The following is a 16,354-nucleotide window of genomic DNA, read 5'->3' as shown; positions in this document are numbered from 1 at the left end:
TGTCCGAAGACATTAAGAATCCATGTCACTTTGAGTGCCCACACAGATTGTCTGATAAATTGTTAAAGAGCAGTGCCGCTTCGTTTTCGCTGCGGCGCGGGGTGTGCATATTACGCTTTCCCGCTTCAGAGTCAAGTGATTAATTTCGCTTTTCTCTGCTGACCCGGCGGCGTGTGTGCCGTTGTTCCGTGTCAGTGGAGGCGCATTATAGGGAGTTATTCCGACGTGACAAGCATAAAATACAAAAAACTTTTCGTTCGCTCACTTTTCAAACTTAACGCTTATTAATGTCGCGAATCGCCCGTTAAATGTGCGATTTCCCGCGCAAAACTGGCCACCTGTGACCAGTCGGTATAAACCACTTCTTTACGCGTATCGGTTTCACCCCCGGTCATCTTCATAATCAGGCGGATCATAAAGCGGTCATACCAGCGGTAGCGAGGATAGCGCAGCGCGCCGGCAAAGACGGCGCACAGGTCTGGCTGCCACGGCGAGCTGAGTAAAAACTTGCGCGTGTAGCTGTTGGTCTGCGGCGTACGCTTCTCGGCTTTACGAGCGACCAGGTTGACCGAGTAAAAGGCACCGGGCAATTTGTTGAGCACCGCCGTGTGCTTTTTCACAAAGCGATCCAGCGCCGGATGGAAATGCCCGTAACGAATTGACGCGCCAATTACCACGCGATCGTAATCCTGCCAGGCTATCTGCTCCGCACGGTTCAGGTTCACCACATCAGAGTAAATACCCAGCTCTTTTAATTCCGACGCCAGATAAGCGGCAATCTCACGCGTTTGTCCGTCTCGCGTAGAGAAAAGAATCAATGCTTTCATCAACGGCTCCTTACTCGCGCCAGAATGTAGGGGTGAACAGCACCAGCAGCGTAAAGACCTCAAGACGACCAAACAGCATATTGGCGATGAGGATCCATTTCGCGACCGGGTTCATGCTGGCAAAGTTATCCGCCACAACGCCCAGACCGGGCCCGAGGTTATTCAATGTTGCTACGACGGACGCAAAGGCGGAGAAATCATCCACCCCCGTCGCAATAATAGCCAGCATACTGATGATAAAGACCAGCGCATACGCCGAGAAGAACCCCCACACCGCTTCGAGGATACGTTCCGGCAGCGCGCGGTTCCCCAGCTTAATGCTGTAAACCGCGTTCGGGTGGACCAGGCGCTTCAGCTCACGGTTGCCCTGCTTAAACAGCAGCAGAATACGAATTACCTTCAGGCCGCCGCCCGTAGAACCCGCACAGCCCCCGATAAATGCCGAGCATAACAGCAGCACCGGCAGGAACAGCGGCCAGCGCGCGATACTGTCCGTGGTAAACCCGGCGGTCGTCGCCATCGATACCACCTGGAAGAACGCCTGATTTAGCGTGGTCAGCGCGGAGTTGTAGACATCATGGAACCACAGCACCAGGGTACAGATGATTACCAGCGTAAGCTGGACGCCAATAAACATACGGAACTCCGGGTCACGCCAGTACACCTTCAGGCTGCGCCCGCTCAGTAAAGAGAAGTGCAGACCGTAGTTACAGCCTGAAATCAGCAGGAAAATGGCAATAATGGTGTTAATCGTTGGACTGTCGAAGTAGCCCACGCTGGCGTCATGGGTGGAGAACCCGCCGATAGCGATCGTCGCAAAGCTGTGTCCGATGGCGTCGAAAGCGGGCATCCCGGCAAACCATAGCGCCAGCGCACATGCCACCGTCAGTAAGACATAGATAAGCCAGAGGGTTTTCGCCGTCTCGGCAATACGCGGACGCATTTTGTTATCTTTCAGCGGCCCGGGCATTTCGGCGCGATAAAGCTGCATGCCGCCAACGCCCAGAATAGGAAGAATAGCCACTGCCAGGACGATGATCCCCATCCCCCCGAACCACTGCAGCATCTGGCGATAAAAGAGAATGGCGTGCGGGAGTGAATCCAGCCCCACCAGCGTCGTCGCCCCGGTGGTAGTTAAACCGGAGAACGATTCAAAAAAGGCATCCGTGATGCTCAGGTTAGGCTGTTCAGAGAAGATAAAGGGCAGCGAACCGACGCTCCCCAGCACCGTCCAGAACAGGACCACAATCAGAAATCCTTCGCGAGATTTCAGCTCACCTTTCTGACGACGGTTTGGCCACCACAGCAGCGAGCCTATCGCCAGCGCGACAAAGAAGGTCTGGGTAAAAGCCCGCCCCGCGCCGTCCCGATAGATAAGCGCCACCAGTCCTGGGAGAATCATCGTCCCGGAAAAGAGTATGACCAGCAGTCCAACGATTCGGGTTATGGCACGAAAATGCATCTCTGCCGCTTCCTTTGGTATTCATAAAAGTGAGGTGGGGATTATTCTTCAATCGGCAGCAATTGCAACGAACCACGACTAAAATCAGCCAGTTTTGCTGAAAAAGCAGCCAGCTCCGCCTGCGGAAGCGCCACGCGTAATTGCACCATTGCCTGATATTCACTGTGCGCGATGACGCCGTTAAACTGTTTGAGCAGCGTTTCAATGCCCGATAGCTGAGCGTAATCGCACAACAAAGTATATTCGGTGAGCGGCGTTTTGCGGATAGTTGTGAGCATATTCAGTGCCTGCTGAACTCCGCCGCCATAGGCTTTTACCAGCCCACCCGTGCCCAACAGGATGCCGCCGTAGTAGCGCACCACCACGGCGGTAATTTCACCCACGCCGCTGCCCATCAGCTGCGAAAGCATGGGTTTACCAGCCGTGCCCGCCGGTTCACCGTCGTCGGAAAACCCCAGCTGTTGTGAATCGTCCGGCGGCCCTGCCACCCACGCCACGCAGTGGTGACGCGCGTCAGGATGCTCAGCTCGAACGGATTCGACAAACGCCTTTGCCGCCTCTACGCCGTCGGTATGCGCCAGCAGCGTAATAAAGCGGCTTTTCTTGATTTCCTCAACAAAGGTGACCGGTTCAGCCGGTATCAGCCAGCTTTCCATCAGGCCAGCTTCAGGTCTCGCGTCATGTTCTCAATACCGTTTTCGTGAACCACCACGTTATCTTCGATGCGAATACCGCCAAACGGCTTCAGCGCGTCAATTTTTTCCCAGTTGAAGTGCTTGCTGAACTGGCCTTCACGCCACGGCGCCAGCAGGGATTCGATAAAGTAGATCCCCGGTTCAATCGTCAGCACCATACGCGGCTCCAGAATACGGGTGCAGCGCAGGTAAGGATATTTAGACGGTGCCGCCAGGTGCGTGCCGGTATCATCCTGCATGAAGCCCGCAACGTCGTGAACCTGCAGGCCCAGCGGGTGACCGATACCGTGCGGCATAAATGGCCCGGTCAGATCGTTTTCGACCATCGCCTCTTCGCTCATGTCTTTCACAATCTGATGTTTACGCAGCAGTTTTGCGATGCGCTGATGGAACTGGATGTGATAATCCACATAGCTGGTTCCCGCCTTCATGGTGGCAATCAGCGCCAGCTGTTCATCGTTCACGTCTTTAATCAGCTGCGCGAAATCGGTATCCGCATTCGCCGCCCAGGTACGGGTCAGGTCGGCCGCGTAGCCGTTGTACTCGGCGCCTGCGTCAAGCAGGAAGCTGCGCATCTCCGACGGAACATGGTGATCCAGTTTGGTGTAGTGAAGCACAGACGCGTGCTCGTTCAGCGCGACGATATTGCTGTACGGCACGTCGGTATCACGGTGGCCCGTCGCGGTCAGATAGGCCTGATTGATGTCGAACTCGCTCATCCCCGACTGGAACGCTTCATGCGCGGCACGGTGGCCATTGACCGCCGTTTTTTGCGCTTCACGCATGCAGTAAAGTTCGTAGTCGGTTTTATACGCGCGGTAATAGTGCAGGTAATCCAGCACGCCTTTCGGATTGAGTTTGTCTGCCGGAATATCCAGACCCAGCGCGCGCTCCGGAACAGGGCCAATATAGGCGATGTTGCCCCGCGCGGCAGGCAGCTGGCTACCAATACCGTCCGCTTTCGGCAGTGCAATCACATCAATCTCTTCCGTCCAGAAAGAGGTCGGCAGCGGCTCTACGTTGTGCCAGTAATCGACCGGCAGGTAGAACCACAGCTTCGGCTTGTTCACGCCATCCACCAGCAGCCAGCAATTTGGAACCTGAGTCACCGGCACCCAGGCTTTAAACTGCGGGTTCACCTTAAACGGATAAGCGTGGTCATCCAGAAAGGTATTCATCAGCTCGCCGGAGTGGATCAGCAGCGCATCCAGCTTAAAGCGGGCCAGTACATCGCGGGTACGTTCCTGTAGGGTAACGATATGATTTTTATAAAGCGAAGCCAGTGAGTCCATCATTCTTCCTTTCGTTTTTTTGACCTCAAGTCATCGCATCTTAGCACACCTCACTCCGGCTGCGTGATTTCCACCGACCGTGATCAATGCAGCAATTTCTTAATGAGTAATTTGCATTTTATTAACATAAATCTCACACTCCGATTCATCTGGTATGACCAGATCCAATTGCTGGATTCAGGAGACTGACATGCTCTACAAAGGCGACACCCTGTACCTCAACTGGCTGGAAGATGGCATTGCCGAACTGGTGTTCGATGCCCCCGGCTCAGTGAACAAGCTTGATACCGCGACGGTGGCCAGTCTTGGCCAGGCGCTGGATGTTCTTGAAAAACAACCTGAATTAAAAGGGCTGCTGCTGCGTTCGAACAAAGCGGCCTTTATCGTCGGTGCCGATATCACCGAGTTTCTTTCGCTGTTCCTGGTCCCGGAAGAACAGCTGAGCCAGTGGCTGCACTTTGCCAACAGCGTCTTTAATCGTCTGGAAGATCTGCCTGTCCCGACCATTTCCGCCGTTAACGGCTACGCGCTGGGCGGCGGCTGCGAGTGCGTACTCGCGACCGACTACCGTCTGGCGACGCCGGACCTGCGCATCGGCCTGCCGGAAACCAAGCTGGGCATCATGCCGGGCTTTGGCGGCTCCGTGCGTATGCCGCGCATGCTCGGTGCCGACAGCGCGCTGGAGATCATTGCCGCGGGTAAAGATGTCGGCGCAGAACAGGCGCAGAAAATCGGCCTGGTCGACGGCGTCGTGAAGCCTGAGAAACTGGTTGAAGGCGCACTCGCCATTCTGCGTCAGGCGATTAACGGCGATCTCGACTGGAAAGCCAAACGCCAGCCGAAGCTGGAGCCGTTAAAACTCAGCAAGATTGAAGCCACCATGAGCTTCACCATCGCCAAAGGCATGGTGATGCAGACGGCGGGTAAACACTACCCAGCGCCGATCACGGCGGTGAAAACCATTGAAGCGGCTGCTCGTCTCGGACGCGATGAAGCGCTGAAGCTCGAAAATCAGAGCTTTGTCCCTCTGGCGCACACCAATGAAGCTCGCGCGCTGGTCGGTATCTTCCTCAACGACCAGTTCGTGAAGGGTAAAGCCAAACAGCTGACTAAAAACGTTGAGACGCCAAAACATTCGGCGGTACTCGGCGCCGGCATTATGGGTGGCGGCATCGCTTACCAGTCGGCCTGGAAAGGCGTGCCGGTGGTGATGAAAGACATCAGCGAGAAATCCCTGACGCTGGGCATGACCGAAGCGGCCAAGCTGCTGAATAAACAGCTGGAACGCGGAAAAATTGACGGGCTGAAGCTTGCAGGCGTGATCTCCACCATTCAGCCCGTGCTGGAATACAGCGGTTTCGACCGTGTGGACGTCGTCGTTGAAGCGGTTGTTGAGAACCCGAAAGTCAAAAAAGCGGTGCTGGCAGAAACGGAAGACAAGGTTCGTCCTGAGACCGTGCTGGCCTCTAACACCTCCACCATTCCAATCAGCGAACTGGCGAGCGTGCTGAAGCGTCCGGAAAACTTCTGCGGGATGCACTTCTTCAACCCGGTACACCGTATGCCGCTGGTCGAAGTGATCCGCGGGGAAAAAACCTCTGACGAAACCATCGCTAAAGTGGTGGCATGGGCCAGCAAGATGGGTAAAACGCCGATCGTTGTTAACGACTGCCCGGGCTTCTTCGTCAACCGCGTGCTGTTCCCTTACTTCGCCGGCTTCAGCCAGCTGCTGCGCGACGGTGCGGACTTCCGCAAAATCGACAAAGTGATGGAGAAACAGTTCGGCTGGCCGATGGGCCCGGCGTATCTGCTGGACGTGGTCGGCATTGATACCGCCCACCATGCTCAGGCGGTGATGGCGGCAGGCTTCCCGCAGCGTATGCAGAAAGATTATCGCGACGCCATTGACGCTCTGTTCGACGCTAACCGCTTCGGCCAGAAAAACGGCCTGGGCTTCTGGCGCTATAAAGAAGACAGCAAAGGCAAACCGAAGAAAGAAGAAGATGCCGCGGTGGATGGTCTGCTGGCCGACGTTAGCCAGCCAAAACGCGACTTCACCGACGATGAGATCGTCGCCCGCATGATGATTCCGATGATCAACGAAGTGGTGCGTTGCCTCGAAGAAGGCATCATCGCCAGCCCGGCAGAAGCCGACATGGCGCTGGTGTACGGCCTGGGCTTCCCTCCGTTCCACGGCGGCGCATTCCGCTGGCTGGACACGCTCGGCAGCGCCCGCTATCTCGATATGGCTCAGCAGTATCAGCACCTCGGCCCGCTTTATGAGGTGCCGGAAGGGCTGCGTAACAAAGCGCGCCATAACGAACCCTACTATCCAGCAGTTGAGCCAGCCCGTCCGGTTGGCGAGCTGAAAACGGCTTAAGGAGTCACAATGGAAAAGGTTGTCATTGTTGATGCGATTCGCACCCCGATGGGCCGTTCAAAAGGCGGTGCATTCCGTAACGTGCGTGCGGAAGACCTCTCCGCACATCTGATGCGTAGCCTGCTGGCGCGTAACCCGGCGCTGGATCCTGCTGCGCTGGACGATATCTACTGGGGCTGCGTGCAGCAGACCCTGGAGCAAGGTTTCAACATCGCCCGTAACGCGTCGTTGCTGGCGGAGATCCCGCATTCGGTTCCGGCCGTCACCGTCAACCGCCTGTGCGGTTCGTCAATGCAGGCGCTGCACGACGCGGCGCGGATGATCATGACCGGTGATGCGCAGGCCTGCCTGGTAGGCGGCGTTGAACACATGGGTCACGTGCCGATGAGCCACGGGGTCGATTTTCATCCTGGCATGAGCCGTAACGTGGCGAAAGCTGCGGGGATGATGGGCCTGACCGCCGAGATGCTCTCTCGTCTGCACGGCATTAGCCGTGAAATGCAGGATGCCTTTGCCGCGCGCTCTCACGCCCGCGCATGGGCCGCCACGCAGTCTGGTGCCTTTAAGAACGAGATCATCCCTACCGGCGGCCACGACGCTGACGGCGTACTGAAGCAGTTCAGCTACGACGAAGTCATCCGCCCGGAAACTACCGTAGAAGCACTTTCTACCCTGCGCCCTGCGTTTGATCCGGTCACCGGTACGGTAACGGCAGGTACTTCGTCGGCGCTGTCCGACGGTGCCGCCGCGATGCTGGTGATGAGCGAAAGTCGTGCCCGCGATCTGGGCTTAACGCCTCGCGCTCGGGTACGTTCGATGGCGGTCGTGGGCTGCGATCCTTCAATCATGGGTTACGGCCCGGTTCCGGCCTCGAAGCTGGCGCTGAAAAAAGCGGGATTAGCCGCCAGCGACATCGACCTGTTTGAAATGAACGAAGCGTTCGCCGCGCAGATCCTGCCGTGCATTAAGGATCTGGGGCTGATGGAGCAGATCGACGAGAAGATTAACCTCAACGGCGGCGCGATCGCCCTCGGTCACCCGCTGGGCTGCTCCGGAGCGCGTATCAGCACGACGCTTATCAACCTGATGGAACGCAAAGATGCCCAGTTTGGCCTGGCAACGATGTGTATCGGGCTGGGTCAGGGTATCGCGACGGTGTTTGAGAGAGTGTAAATCAGGAAAAGTATCTCAAGCCAATGACGTCAGAACGAACGCAGCCAACGCAGTTATGGCGTCATTGGCGAAGAGAGACAGTTTAGTTGCCGTTCTTCCCGCCTGTCAGGGGCGGGTTTTTTATTTAAATGAAGGCAAACGCATCGCCAAACAGGCGGTCTTCACGCGCGTCACGTTCGTTACAGAACAGGTCGCGGGCAATTTTCGCCATCTCGAAACGGCCAGCGATATAGATATCGTGCCCTGCCAGCGTGCCATGATCCTGCAGCACCGCCGTCAGCACCGTCCCGCTACGACCACGCCAGCCCTCTTCCGGCTGCTCAACCACCGGCTCAATGCGCAGATTAGGATGGGTTACGCTCAGCGCTTCCAGCTCAGACAGGTCGTACAGATGTTTCTCTTCGCGGCCACCCCAGTAAATGGTGATGTCGCGGTCAGGGTTACGCGCCAGGGCGGTCAGCAGAATGGAGCGCACGTAAGAGAAGCCCGTACCGCCAGCGATCAGGATCAGCGGACGGTCTTCGTCATCGCGCAGCCACGCATCGCCGTGCGGAATATCCACCACGATTTCACGTTCCTTCAGGATCCGATCCATCACCGCCATCGCATACAGGTTAAGCTCTGACGCACCAATATGAAGCTCAATAAATTCCTGCTCCGCTGGCGTGGAGGCCATGGAGAAAGGACGCTTATCACGCTCATCCATCACGACCATCAGGTACTGACCCGCGCGGAAAGAGAATGGCGCTTCTGGCACTAAACGGACGCGATATACGGTGTCGGTGATGGCATCTACCGAGGTCACTTTACAGCTTAAGGTTGTCATTCGCTCTCTCTGTCGGGAAGTCTATAGGGCTTAACGGTTAGCTCAGGGTTTACCGTTATTCATTATGGCCAGCTCGTCCCAGATCGCGTCAATTCGCGCGGTCACGGCAGGATCTTTTTTGATCGGGCGACCCCATTCACGGTCGGTTTCGCCAGGCCATTTATTTGTGGCATCCAGTCCCATCTTTGAGCCAAGACCGGAAACCGGCGAGGCAAAATCCAGGTAATCTATCGGCGTATTTTCGACTAACACCGTATCGCGCGCCGGGTCCATTCGCGTGGTAATGGCCCAGATTACGTCATTCCAGTCGCGGGCGTTAACGTCATCATCGCAGACAATAACAAATTTGGTATACATAAACTGGCGCAGGAAAGACCATACGCCCATCATCACGCGTTTAGCATGGCCAGGATACTGCTTCTTCATCGTGACCACCGCCATGCGATACGAGCATCCTTCAGGCGGCAGATAAAAATCAACAATTTCCGGGAACTGCTTTTGCAGGATCGGCACAAACACTTCATTCAGCGCCACGCCCAGCACCGCCGGTTCATCCGGTGGACGTCCGGTATACGTGGAGTGATAAATCGCATCTTCACGCTGCGTAATGTGCGTCACGGTAAACACCGGGAAGTTATCCACTTCGTTGTAATAGCCCGTGTGGTCGCCGTAGGGGCCTTCTGGCGCCATTTCACCCTGCTCAAGGTAACCTTCCAGCACAATTTCCGCACTGGCCGGCACTTCGAGATCGTTAGAGATACACTTCACGACTTCGGTTTTCGTTCCGCGCAGCAGGCCTGCAAACGCATATTCAGAGAGTGTATCCGGCACCGGTGTGACGGCTCCCAGAATGGTGGCTGGATCGGCGCCTAAGGCGACAGACACCGGGAAGCGTTCCCCCGGATGCGCAGCGCACCACTCCTGGAAATCCAGCGCGCCGCCGCGATGCGACAGCCAGCGCATAATGAGCTTATTCTTGCCAATCAACTGCTGGCGGTAAATACCGAGATTCTGGCGCTCTTTGTGCGGGCCGCGCGTGACGGTCAGTCCCCAGGTGATCAGCGGCGCGGCATCTTCCGGCCAGCACTGCATGATAGGGATTTTAGTCAGATCTACCGCATCGCCTTCCAGCACTTTCTGCTGGCACGGCGCGCCGCGCAGGCGTTTGGTGGGCATATTCAGCACCTGCTTAAACTGCGGCAGTTTGTCGAACAGATCGCGAAAGCCCTTCGGTGGCTCCGGCTCTTTCAGAAACGCCAGCAGTTTACCGACTTCACGCAGCGCAGAGACGTCTTCCTGCCCCATTCCCAGTGCAACACGACGCGGTGTACCAAACAGGTTGCACAGCACCGGCATGGAGTAACCTTTCGGATTTTCAAACAGTAATGCGGGGCCACCGGCACGCAGGGTGCGGTCAGCAATTTCTGTCATTTCCAGATAAGGATCGACAGGAAATGTAATACGTTTGAGTTCACCCTGCTTTTCCAGCAGCGTCAGGAAGTCGCGGAGATCGTGGTATTTCATGCAGTTAATCATGGCCTCTCTGTAAGCGCTTCATTATACGGCGTAAGCCTGCTTGATGCTGTAATTTTGTTAAATAAGCGTGAACTTATGCGTTCTGTTCCATTTTCCCCCATTATAATCAACTTAGCGATCCCGCCAGGGTTTTGATATGCTTGCGCCCCGAACTAAGGGAAAGAGTGATTATGCAGGCCTGGTATTTACTGTATTGCAAACGCGGGCAACTTCAGCGCGCGCAGGAACATCTTGAACGTCAGTCTGTAAATTGCCTGACACCCGTGATCACGCTTGAAAAAATGCAGCGCGGGAAGCGCACAACCGTCAGTGAGCCGTTGTTCCCGAACTACCTGTTCGTGGAGTTCGACCCGGAAGTCATCCACACCACCACCATCAGCGCAACGCGCGGCGTCAGCCACTTCGTTCGTTTTGGTGCCCACCCGGCAACGGTTCCGTCGACGGTCATTCATCAGCTGTCGATTTATCAACAGCCTGAAGGGATCACCGACCCCGAAACCCCTTACAGCGGCGATAGCGTCGTGATTACCGAAGGCGCTTTCGAAGGCCTGCAGGCGATTTTTGCCGAGCCGGACGGTGAAGCGCGCTCTATGCTGTTGCTCAATCTGCTGAACAAGCAGGTGCTGCAGAGCGTTAAAAACACCGACTTCCGCAAGCTTTAAACGTTTATCCCGAACAGATTACGCACGTTGCCATCCGTCTGCGCCGAAAGCCAGTGCGGATCCTCTCCGCGCCACTTCGCGACGCTCTCAACAATGTGCCCCAGATACGCGGGCTCATTTCGCCGCGATGCCGGTTTGGGTTTCATGTCGCGCGGTAGCAGATAAGGCGCATCGGTTTCGAGGAGCAGCCGGTCAGCCGGGATTACCGGCAATAGCTCACGAAGTTCAAGCCCGCGGCGCTCATCGCAAACCCAGCCGGTAATGCCCAGATAAAGCCCTCGCGCCAGGCAATCCAGCGCTTCCTGCCGTGAGCCGGTAAAACAGTGCAGCACCGCGCCGGGCAGTTTCTCCAGCCACGGATCCAGAAGCGCCAGGAAACGCTCATGCGCGTCGCGGCAGTGCATAAACACGGGCATTCCAAGCTCTGCCGCCAGCGCAAGCTGGGCAGTAAACGCCTTTTCCTGCTCTTCAGGCGTGGAAAAGTTACGGTTGAAATCGAGACCGCATTCGCCGATCGCCACAACGTCTGGCGTCTTCGCCAGCTTGTACAGGGTGTCGCCACTTTCCTCGGTCCACTGGCTGCTGTCGTGAGGATGCACGCCAGCGGTAGACCAACAGCGATCGTAGCGTTGCGCCAGCTGCTGCGCCTGCTCGCTCTCATGCAGGTTGGTGCCTGTCAGCAGCAGTCCTTTCACCCCGGCTGCAAACGCACGCGCAACCACCTCATCACGATCTTTCGCAAACTGCGAGCTGGTCAGGTTGAGTCCGATATCAAACATGCAAATCCCCATATAACAACCGCCCTGACGGGCGGCTGGTTTTACTCTTCAGTGGTCTTGTCGGACGTATCGTCTTCGTCATCCGCTCGACGTCCTTTACCCACGTAGAAACGCGAGAAGAAAACGCCGACCTCAAACAGACAGTACATCGGTATGGCCAGCAGCGTCTGCGAGAACACATCCGGCGGTGTCAGCAGCATGCCGACAACAAATGCGCCCACAAGGATATACGGACGCTTCTTACGCAGGTCATCCGGGGTCGTTACTCCTACCCAGCAGAGCAGCACAATCGCCACCGGTACTTCGAAAGCCACGCCAAACGCCATAAACAGCGCCATCACAAAGCTGAGGTAGCTGGCGATATCCGTCGACACCTGGACCCCTTCCGGCGCGGTATGCGTCAGGAAGCCGAAGGCCAGCGGGAAGACAACGAAATAGGCAAACGCCATGCCGATATAGAATAGCAGCGAGCTGGACACCAGCAGCGGGATCACCAGCTTGCGTTCATGCTTATACAGCGCGGGCGCCACAAACGCCCACACCTGGTAAAGAATGACCGGTGCAGAAGCAATCAACGACACCCAGAAGGTCAGCTTGATGGGGGTAAAGAACGGAGAAGCAACGTCTGTTGCAATCATCGTTGCGCCCAGCGGCATCTGCTTGATCAGCGGCGCAGAGACCACCTGATAGATATCGTTGGCAAAATAGACCAGGCACAGGAATATGAGTAAAACCGCAATAATGCAGTTTAACAGGCGCTTACGCAGCTCAATGAGGTGCGTAATCAGCGGTTGAGTATCATCTACTGCCATGTTTACGCTTTATCACTCGACGAGGGGGATGATTCGGAAACGGACGCAGCGGGCTTCACTTCCGCCGCTTTTGCTACCGGCTCTTCCGGCTGCGCCTGTTTTTTCAGTTCGGTTTCCTGAGGCGTCTGTTCTGGCGCGGCAGCCTGATGTTCAGCACTCGCAGGCGTTACGCCCTCGCGCTGCTCCTCGCTGCCCTTAACCACCGGGTTATGGATGGTGTTCGCTTCATCGCTCGCTTTTTCAGGATCGTTGACGCTGTAAGAGCGCTTCATCGATTCCGCCGCTTCGCGCAGCTCATCCATTGACGCTTTCAGTTCCGGCGTCAGGTTATCCATGCTCGCCTTCTCGACCTTTTTCAGGCTTTCCTGAAATTCCTGCAGCTTAAGCTCCTGCGCCAGCTCATTCTGAACGGTCGATGCCAGCGATCTCAGCGCACGAACCCAGCCCGCAACGGTTTTCACTGCCACCGGCAGACGCTGCGGCCCCAGCACAATCAGGCCAATCACAAAGACCAGCAGGAGCTCACTAAAACCAATGTCGAACACGACTTACACCTGCTCTTTATCGTGGCGTTTAGCGTCTTCCTTTTTGGCTTCTTCTTGCTTGTCGGCGATGGATTTAGCAGTAAAGTCAGCGTCCTGGCTGGTTTTATCCTGCTTGCTCTCATCATCGCTCATCGCTTTCTTGAAGCCTTTGATAGACGCGCCCAGATCGGAACCAATAGAACCGAGCTTTTTGGTGCCAAACAGCAGCACGACGATGACGGCAATAATGACTAATTGCCAGATACTGATACCACCCATACATGTTCCTCAGGGATAGATGATTAATGAGTCAGGTCGCATTATACGTGTGCGACCCGTCGATAGCGACGCACGCTCAGCGCGTTTTTCGCCAGCCTGCTAGCCAGACTACCACCCCGCCAGCCATCAGCCAGGCGGGCATCATCTGCCAGTCCGGACGGTTGATCAGCAGCAGCGTACCGCTCAGCAGCAGCGTTGCGCCAATCCCAAAGAGATAGCGTGACTGCCCCTGGCGAACGCGGCTGGACTGAAGTTCGCGGGCGATTTTATCCATGCTGTGCTGAAGGTTCTTGCTCTGACGCAAACTCTCATAAACCAGTTCAGGAATTTCAGGCATTTTTTCTATCCAGAACGGGCCTTTCTCTTTCAGCGAGCGCACCAGCGCCGGAATGCCAACCTGATCCTTAATCCAGGATTCAAGGAAAGGTTTCGCGGTCTTCCACAAGTCTAACTGAGGATAGAGCTGTCGGCCTACACCCTCAACGTAAAGTAATGTTTTCTGAAGTAAAACTAGCTGTGGCTGAACTTCCATATTAAAACGGCGAGCCGTGTTGAACAGGTTTAACAGCACGTGCCCAAAGGAAATTTCCGCCAGCGGTTTTTCAAAAATAGGTTCACAAACGGTCCGGATCGCGAACTCGAACTCTTCGACGTTAGTGTCCGGCGGCACCCAACCGGAATCGACGTGCAGCTCGGCCACCTTGCGGTAGTCGCGGTTGAAGAACGCGATGAAGTTCTCAGCCAAATACCGTTTATCCTCTTTGTTCAGCGACCCCACAATCCCGCAGTCGATACCGATATATTTCGGGTCCTCAGGGTGTTCGTAGCTCACGAAGATATTGCCCGGATGCATGTCAGCATGGAAAAAGCTGTCGCGGAACACCTGGGTAAAGAAGACCTGTACGCCACGTTCGGCCAGGAGCTTCATGTTCGTTCCCTGCTTCTCCAGGGCTACGACATCCGAAACCGGAATACCGTAGATACGCTCCATCACCATCATGTTCTGGCTGCAGTAGTCAGAATAGACTTCGGGTACATAGAGCATCGGGCTGTTTTCAAAGTTACGGCGCAGCTGAATGGCGTTTGCCGATTCGCGCAGCAGGTTAAGCTCATCAATCAGCGTTTTTTCATATTCCCGCACCACTTCCAGTGGACGAAGGCGACGCCCGTCCGGCAGCAAGCGTGGTACCCAGCGCGCCAGACGATAAATCAGCTTCATGTCCGCTTTGATGACTGGCAGGATGTCCGGACGAATGACCTTAATAACGACTTCTTTGCCGTTTTCTTTCAGACGCGCGGTGTGCACCTGCGCAATAGAGGCCGATGCCAGTGGGTTAATGTCGAAATCGTCAAACCAGGTCTCGACGGGTACATTTCCCATCGCCTCTTCAATTTGCTTTTTCGCGCGCGCGCCGTCAAACGGTGCGACGCGATCCTGCAGCATCGCAAGCTCATCGGCAATCAGAGGCGGGAAGAGATCGCGGCGGGTAGACAGCATCTGCCCGAATTTAATCCATACCGGGCCGAGTTCCTGCAGCGCGAGGCGCAGACGCTCACCCAGCGGTTGACCTTTATGGCGATTGGGCATCCAGAAGAGCATCCGCCGCCAGATACGAAGCGGCAGCGTGATACGCATTTTGGGGATAAGCTCGTCGAGCCCGTAGCTCAAAAAGGTGCGAATAATAAAATAGAGGCGCCGAATTTCACCAGGCGTCATTTGCCCTCCAGTTTTTCCAGCCGTTTGGTTAACGCATCCACCGCACGTTCAACAGCAGCGGTCTCTTCCGCAAACCATGCAACTTCCAGTGGCCCGGGCGCCATTCGCCACTCCTCAGTCAGCACTTCCGTCGCATAGCGTTGCTGGCGCTGGAGGCTTTTACGCGCAAAGGAGGCGCCACCATGAAGGACTTTCCCGATGCCTTCGGCGGCAATGTCGCCGATAAAAGGCGCGAGCAGCTCTGCCGGATCGAATTCTGCCAAATCGGTGAGCACAACGAAGTTCTGCACGACCTGAATGTCGCCCTCCACTTCCAGCTCACCGCTGCGGATAAGCGCCGTTAACTGCTGGCGATCGCGCAGTTTTGGCAGCACGCTCATGTGCGTGATGACCGAGCAGTCGGCCTCACCTTCCCACGCCCCCAGAACGTCAAGCTGGCGTTCGCTGAATACCAGCACAAGCGGCGTCGAGAACTCTTTTAAAACAATGCGTAATACCTTTCCGTTAAGCCGCTGACGTGCAGCTTTCAGCGCAGGGGCGCGATACAGAAAAGCGTTCAGTACATTCTCGATGCCTGCGGAGACTAAGGGTTTAAAGGGCACGGGACACCTCCACTCAGAATTTGTAACCGCGATGCAGCGCGACGACACCGGCCGTCAGGTTGAAATATTCAACGTTCTCAAATTCCGCGTCCTGCATCATGGCTTTTAATGTGTCCTGATCCGGGTGCATACGGATAGATTCCGCCAGATAGCGGTAGCTTTCAGCGTCGTTAGCCACCAGCTCACCAATTCGCGGCAGCACGTGGAAGGAATAGGCGTCGTAGGCTTTGCTCAGCGGCTCAATGATCGGTTTAGAGAACTCGAGCACCAGCAGACGTCCACCCGGCTTCAGCACGCGGTACATGGAGCGCAGCGCTTTTTCTTTATCGGTCACGTTACGCAGACCGAAAGAGATCGTGATGCAGTCAAAGGTGTTATCCGGGAATGGCAGCGCTTCGGCGTTTGCCTGCACATACTCCACATTCCCCACCACGCCGATGTTACGCAGCTTTTCGCGTCCCATTTTCAGCATGGAGTCATTAATATCGGCGAGAACAACGCGACCGGTTTCGCCCACCAGACGGGAGAATTTCGCGGTTAAATCACCCGTGCCGCCGGCTAAGTCCAGCACCGTTTGTCCACGACGTACGCCGCTGCAGTCAATGGTGAAGCGCTTCCACAAGCGATGAATGCCGAACGACATCAGGTCATTCATCACATCGTACTTCGCCGCCACGGAATGAAATACGTGGGCCACCATGTCAGCTTTCTGCGCTTTGGCAACAGTCTGAAAGCCAAAGTGCGTTGTGTCTTGTGAATCGTCAGCCATCTCAGAGCCTGCTTATCAG

At 55.9% G+C, this 16,354-nt stretch carries 16 protein-coding genes; 3 read left to right on the top strand and 13 right to left on the bottom strand.

What is annotated here, in order from left to right; all coding sequences use genetic code 11:
• Positions 1–284: 284 nt before the first annotated feature.
• Genes hemG through pepQ form a run of 4 tightly spaced genes read right to left on the bottom strand, consistent with a single transcriptional unit; the run spans position 285 to position 4,276 of the window.
• On the bottom strand, positions 285–827 hold the full coding sequence (gene hemG, locus ACOTZB_RS22000; protein ID WP_421628512.1) for a menaquinone-dependent protoporphyrinogen IX dehydrogenase: 543 nt from the start codon (positions 825–827) through the stop codon (positions 285–287).
• A gap of 10 nt (positions 828–837) precedes the next feature.
• Positions 838–2,289 (bottom strand): Trk system potassium transporter TrkH, encoded by a 1,452-nt coding sequence (gene trkH, locus ACOTZB_RS21995; RefSeq protein WP_421628511.1) that lies wholly within the window; start codon positions 2,287–2,289, stop codon positions 838–840.
• Between the two features lie 41 nt (positions 2,290–2,330).
• Positions 2,331–2,945, bottom strand: a complete 615-nt coding sequence (locus tag ACOTZB_RS21990) for an IMPACT family protein (protein WP_063442062.1) — start codon at positions 2,943–2,945, stop codon at positions 2,331–2,333.
• Positions 2,945–4,276 carry a Xaa-Pro dipeptidase gene (gene pepQ, locus ACOTZB_RS21985; protein ID WP_045888442.1) on the bottom strand — a complete coding sequence of 444 codons (1,332 nt, stop codon included), beginning with the start codon at positions 4,274–4,276 and terminating at the stop codon, positions 2,945–2,947. The genes ACOTZB_RS21990 and pepQ overlap by 1 nt, the downstream gene beginning before the upstream one ends.
• Before the next feature lie 190 nt (positions 4,277–4,466).
• Here pepQ and fadB point away from each other — a divergent pair, with 190 nt between their 5' ends.
• Positions 4,467–6,656 carry a fatty acid oxidation complex subunit alpha FadB gene (gene fadB / locus ACOTZB_RS21980; protein ID WP_421628510.1) on the top strand — a complete coding sequence of 730 codons (2,190 nt, stop codon included), beginning with the start codon at positions 4,467–4,469 and terminating at the stop codon, positions 6,654–6,656.
• A 9-nt stretch (positions 6,657–6,665) separates the two neighbouring features.
• Positions 6,666–7,829: an acetyl-CoA C-acyltransferase FadA gene (fadA, locus tag ACOTZB_RS21975; RefSeq protein ID WP_126331105.1), complete on the top strand. Its 1,164-nt coding sequence runs from the start codon at positions 6,666–6,668 to the stop codon at positions 7,827–7,829.
• A 124-nt stretch (positions 7,830–7,953) separates the two neighbouring features.
• Here the strand turns inward: fadA and fre are convergent, their stop codons facing one another.
• Together fre and ubiD are read right to left on the bottom strand one after the other, a co-directional pair.
• Positions 7,954–8,655: an NAD(P)H-flavin reductase gene (gene fre / locus ACOTZB_RS21970; RefSeq protein WP_008501516.1), complete on the bottom strand. Its 702-nt coding sequence runs from the start codon at positions 8,653–8,655 to the stop codon at positions 7,954–7,956.
• Between the two features lie 42 nt (positions 8,656–8,697).
• Positions 8,698–10,188, bottom strand: a complete 1,491-nt coding sequence (gene ubiD / locus ACOTZB_RS21965; RefSeq protein WP_348941619.1) for a 4-hydroxy-3-polyprenylbenzoate decarboxylase — start codon at positions 10,186–10,188, stop codon at positions 8,698–8,700.
• A gap of 173 nt (positions 10,189–10,361) precedes the next feature.
• Between ubiD and rfaH the strand changes: the two genes are divergently transcribed.
• Positions 10,362–10,853 carry a transcription/translation regulatory transformer protein RfaH gene (gene rfaH / locus ACOTZB_RS21960; RefSeq protein WP_033146887.1) on the top strand — a complete coding sequence of 164 codons (492 nt, stop codon included), beginning with the start codon at positions 10,362–10,364 and terminating at the stop codon, positions 10,851–10,853.
• Here the strand turns inward: rfaH and tatD are convergent.
• The 7 genes from tatD to ubiE all read right to left on the bottom strand — a co-directional run bounded on the left by tatD (position 10,850) and on the right by ubiE (position 16,335).
• Positions 10,850–11,632, bottom strand: coding sequence for a 3'-5' ssDNA/RNA exonuclease TatD (gene tatD / locus ACOTZB_RS21955; protein WP_421628509.1), 783 nt, complete (start codon positions 11,630–11,632; stop codon positions 10,850–10,852). The genes rfaH and tatD overlap by 4 nt on opposite strands.
• Positions 11,633–11,673: 41 nt before the next feature.
• Positions 11,674–12,444: a Sec-independent protein translocase subunit TatC gene (tatC, locus tag ACOTZB_RS21950; protein WP_023309607.1), complete on the bottom strand. Its 771-nt coding sequence runs from the start codon at positions 12,442–12,444 to the stop codon at positions 11,674–11,676.
• Between the two features lie 2 nt (positions 12,445–12,446).
• On the bottom strand, positions 12,447–12,989 hold the full coding sequence (tatB, locus tag ACOTZB_RS21945) for a Sec-independent protein translocase protein TatB (protein ID WP_032662846.1): 543 nt from the start codon (positions 12,987–12,989) through the stop codon (positions 12,447–12,449).
• A 3-nt stretch (positions 12,990–12,992) separates the two neighbouring features.
• Positions 12,993–13,247, bottom strand: coding sequence for a Sec-independent protein translocase subunit TatA (gene tatA, locus ACOTZB_RS21940; protein ID WP_023309609.1), 255 nt, complete (start codon positions 13,245–13,247; stop codon positions 12,993–12,995).
• 76 nt (positions 13,248–13,323) lie between these two features.
• Positions 13,324–14,964 carry a ubiquinone biosynthesis regulatory protein kinase UbiB gene (ubiB, locus tag ACOTZB_RS21935; RefSeq protein ID WP_421628508.1) on the bottom strand — a complete coding sequence of 547 codons (1,641 nt, stop codon included), beginning with the start codon at positions 14,962–14,964 and terminating at the stop codon, positions 13,324–13,326.
• Positions 14,961–15,566, bottom strand: a complete 606-nt coding sequence (gene ubiJ / locus ACOTZB_RS21930) for a ubiquinone biosynthesis protein UbiJ (RefSeq protein WP_421628507.1) — start codon at positions 15,564–15,566, stop codon at positions 14,961–14,963. Before ubiJ ends, ubiB begins: the two co-directional genes overlap by 4 nt.
• A 13-nt stretch (positions 15,567–15,579) precedes the next feature.
• Positions 15,580–16,335 (bottom strand): bifunctional demethylmenaquinone methyltransferase/2-methoxy-6-polyprenyl-1,4-benzoquinol methylase UbiE, encoded by a 756-nt coding sequence (gene ubiE, locus ACOTZB_RS21925; RefSeq protein WP_023309612.1) that lies wholly within the window; start codon positions 16,333–16,335, stop codon positions 15,580–15,582.
• Positions 16,336–16,354 lie beyond the last annotated feature (19 nt).

It is taken from the genome of Enterobacter cloacae complex sp. SHL020 (assembly GCF_049236945.1).
Lineage (GTDB): Bacteria > Pseudomonadota > Gammaproteobacteria > Enterobacterales > Enterobacteriaceae > Enterobacter > Enterobacter dykesii.
This window is presented reverse-complemented; position numbering and strand designations above follow the sequence as displayed.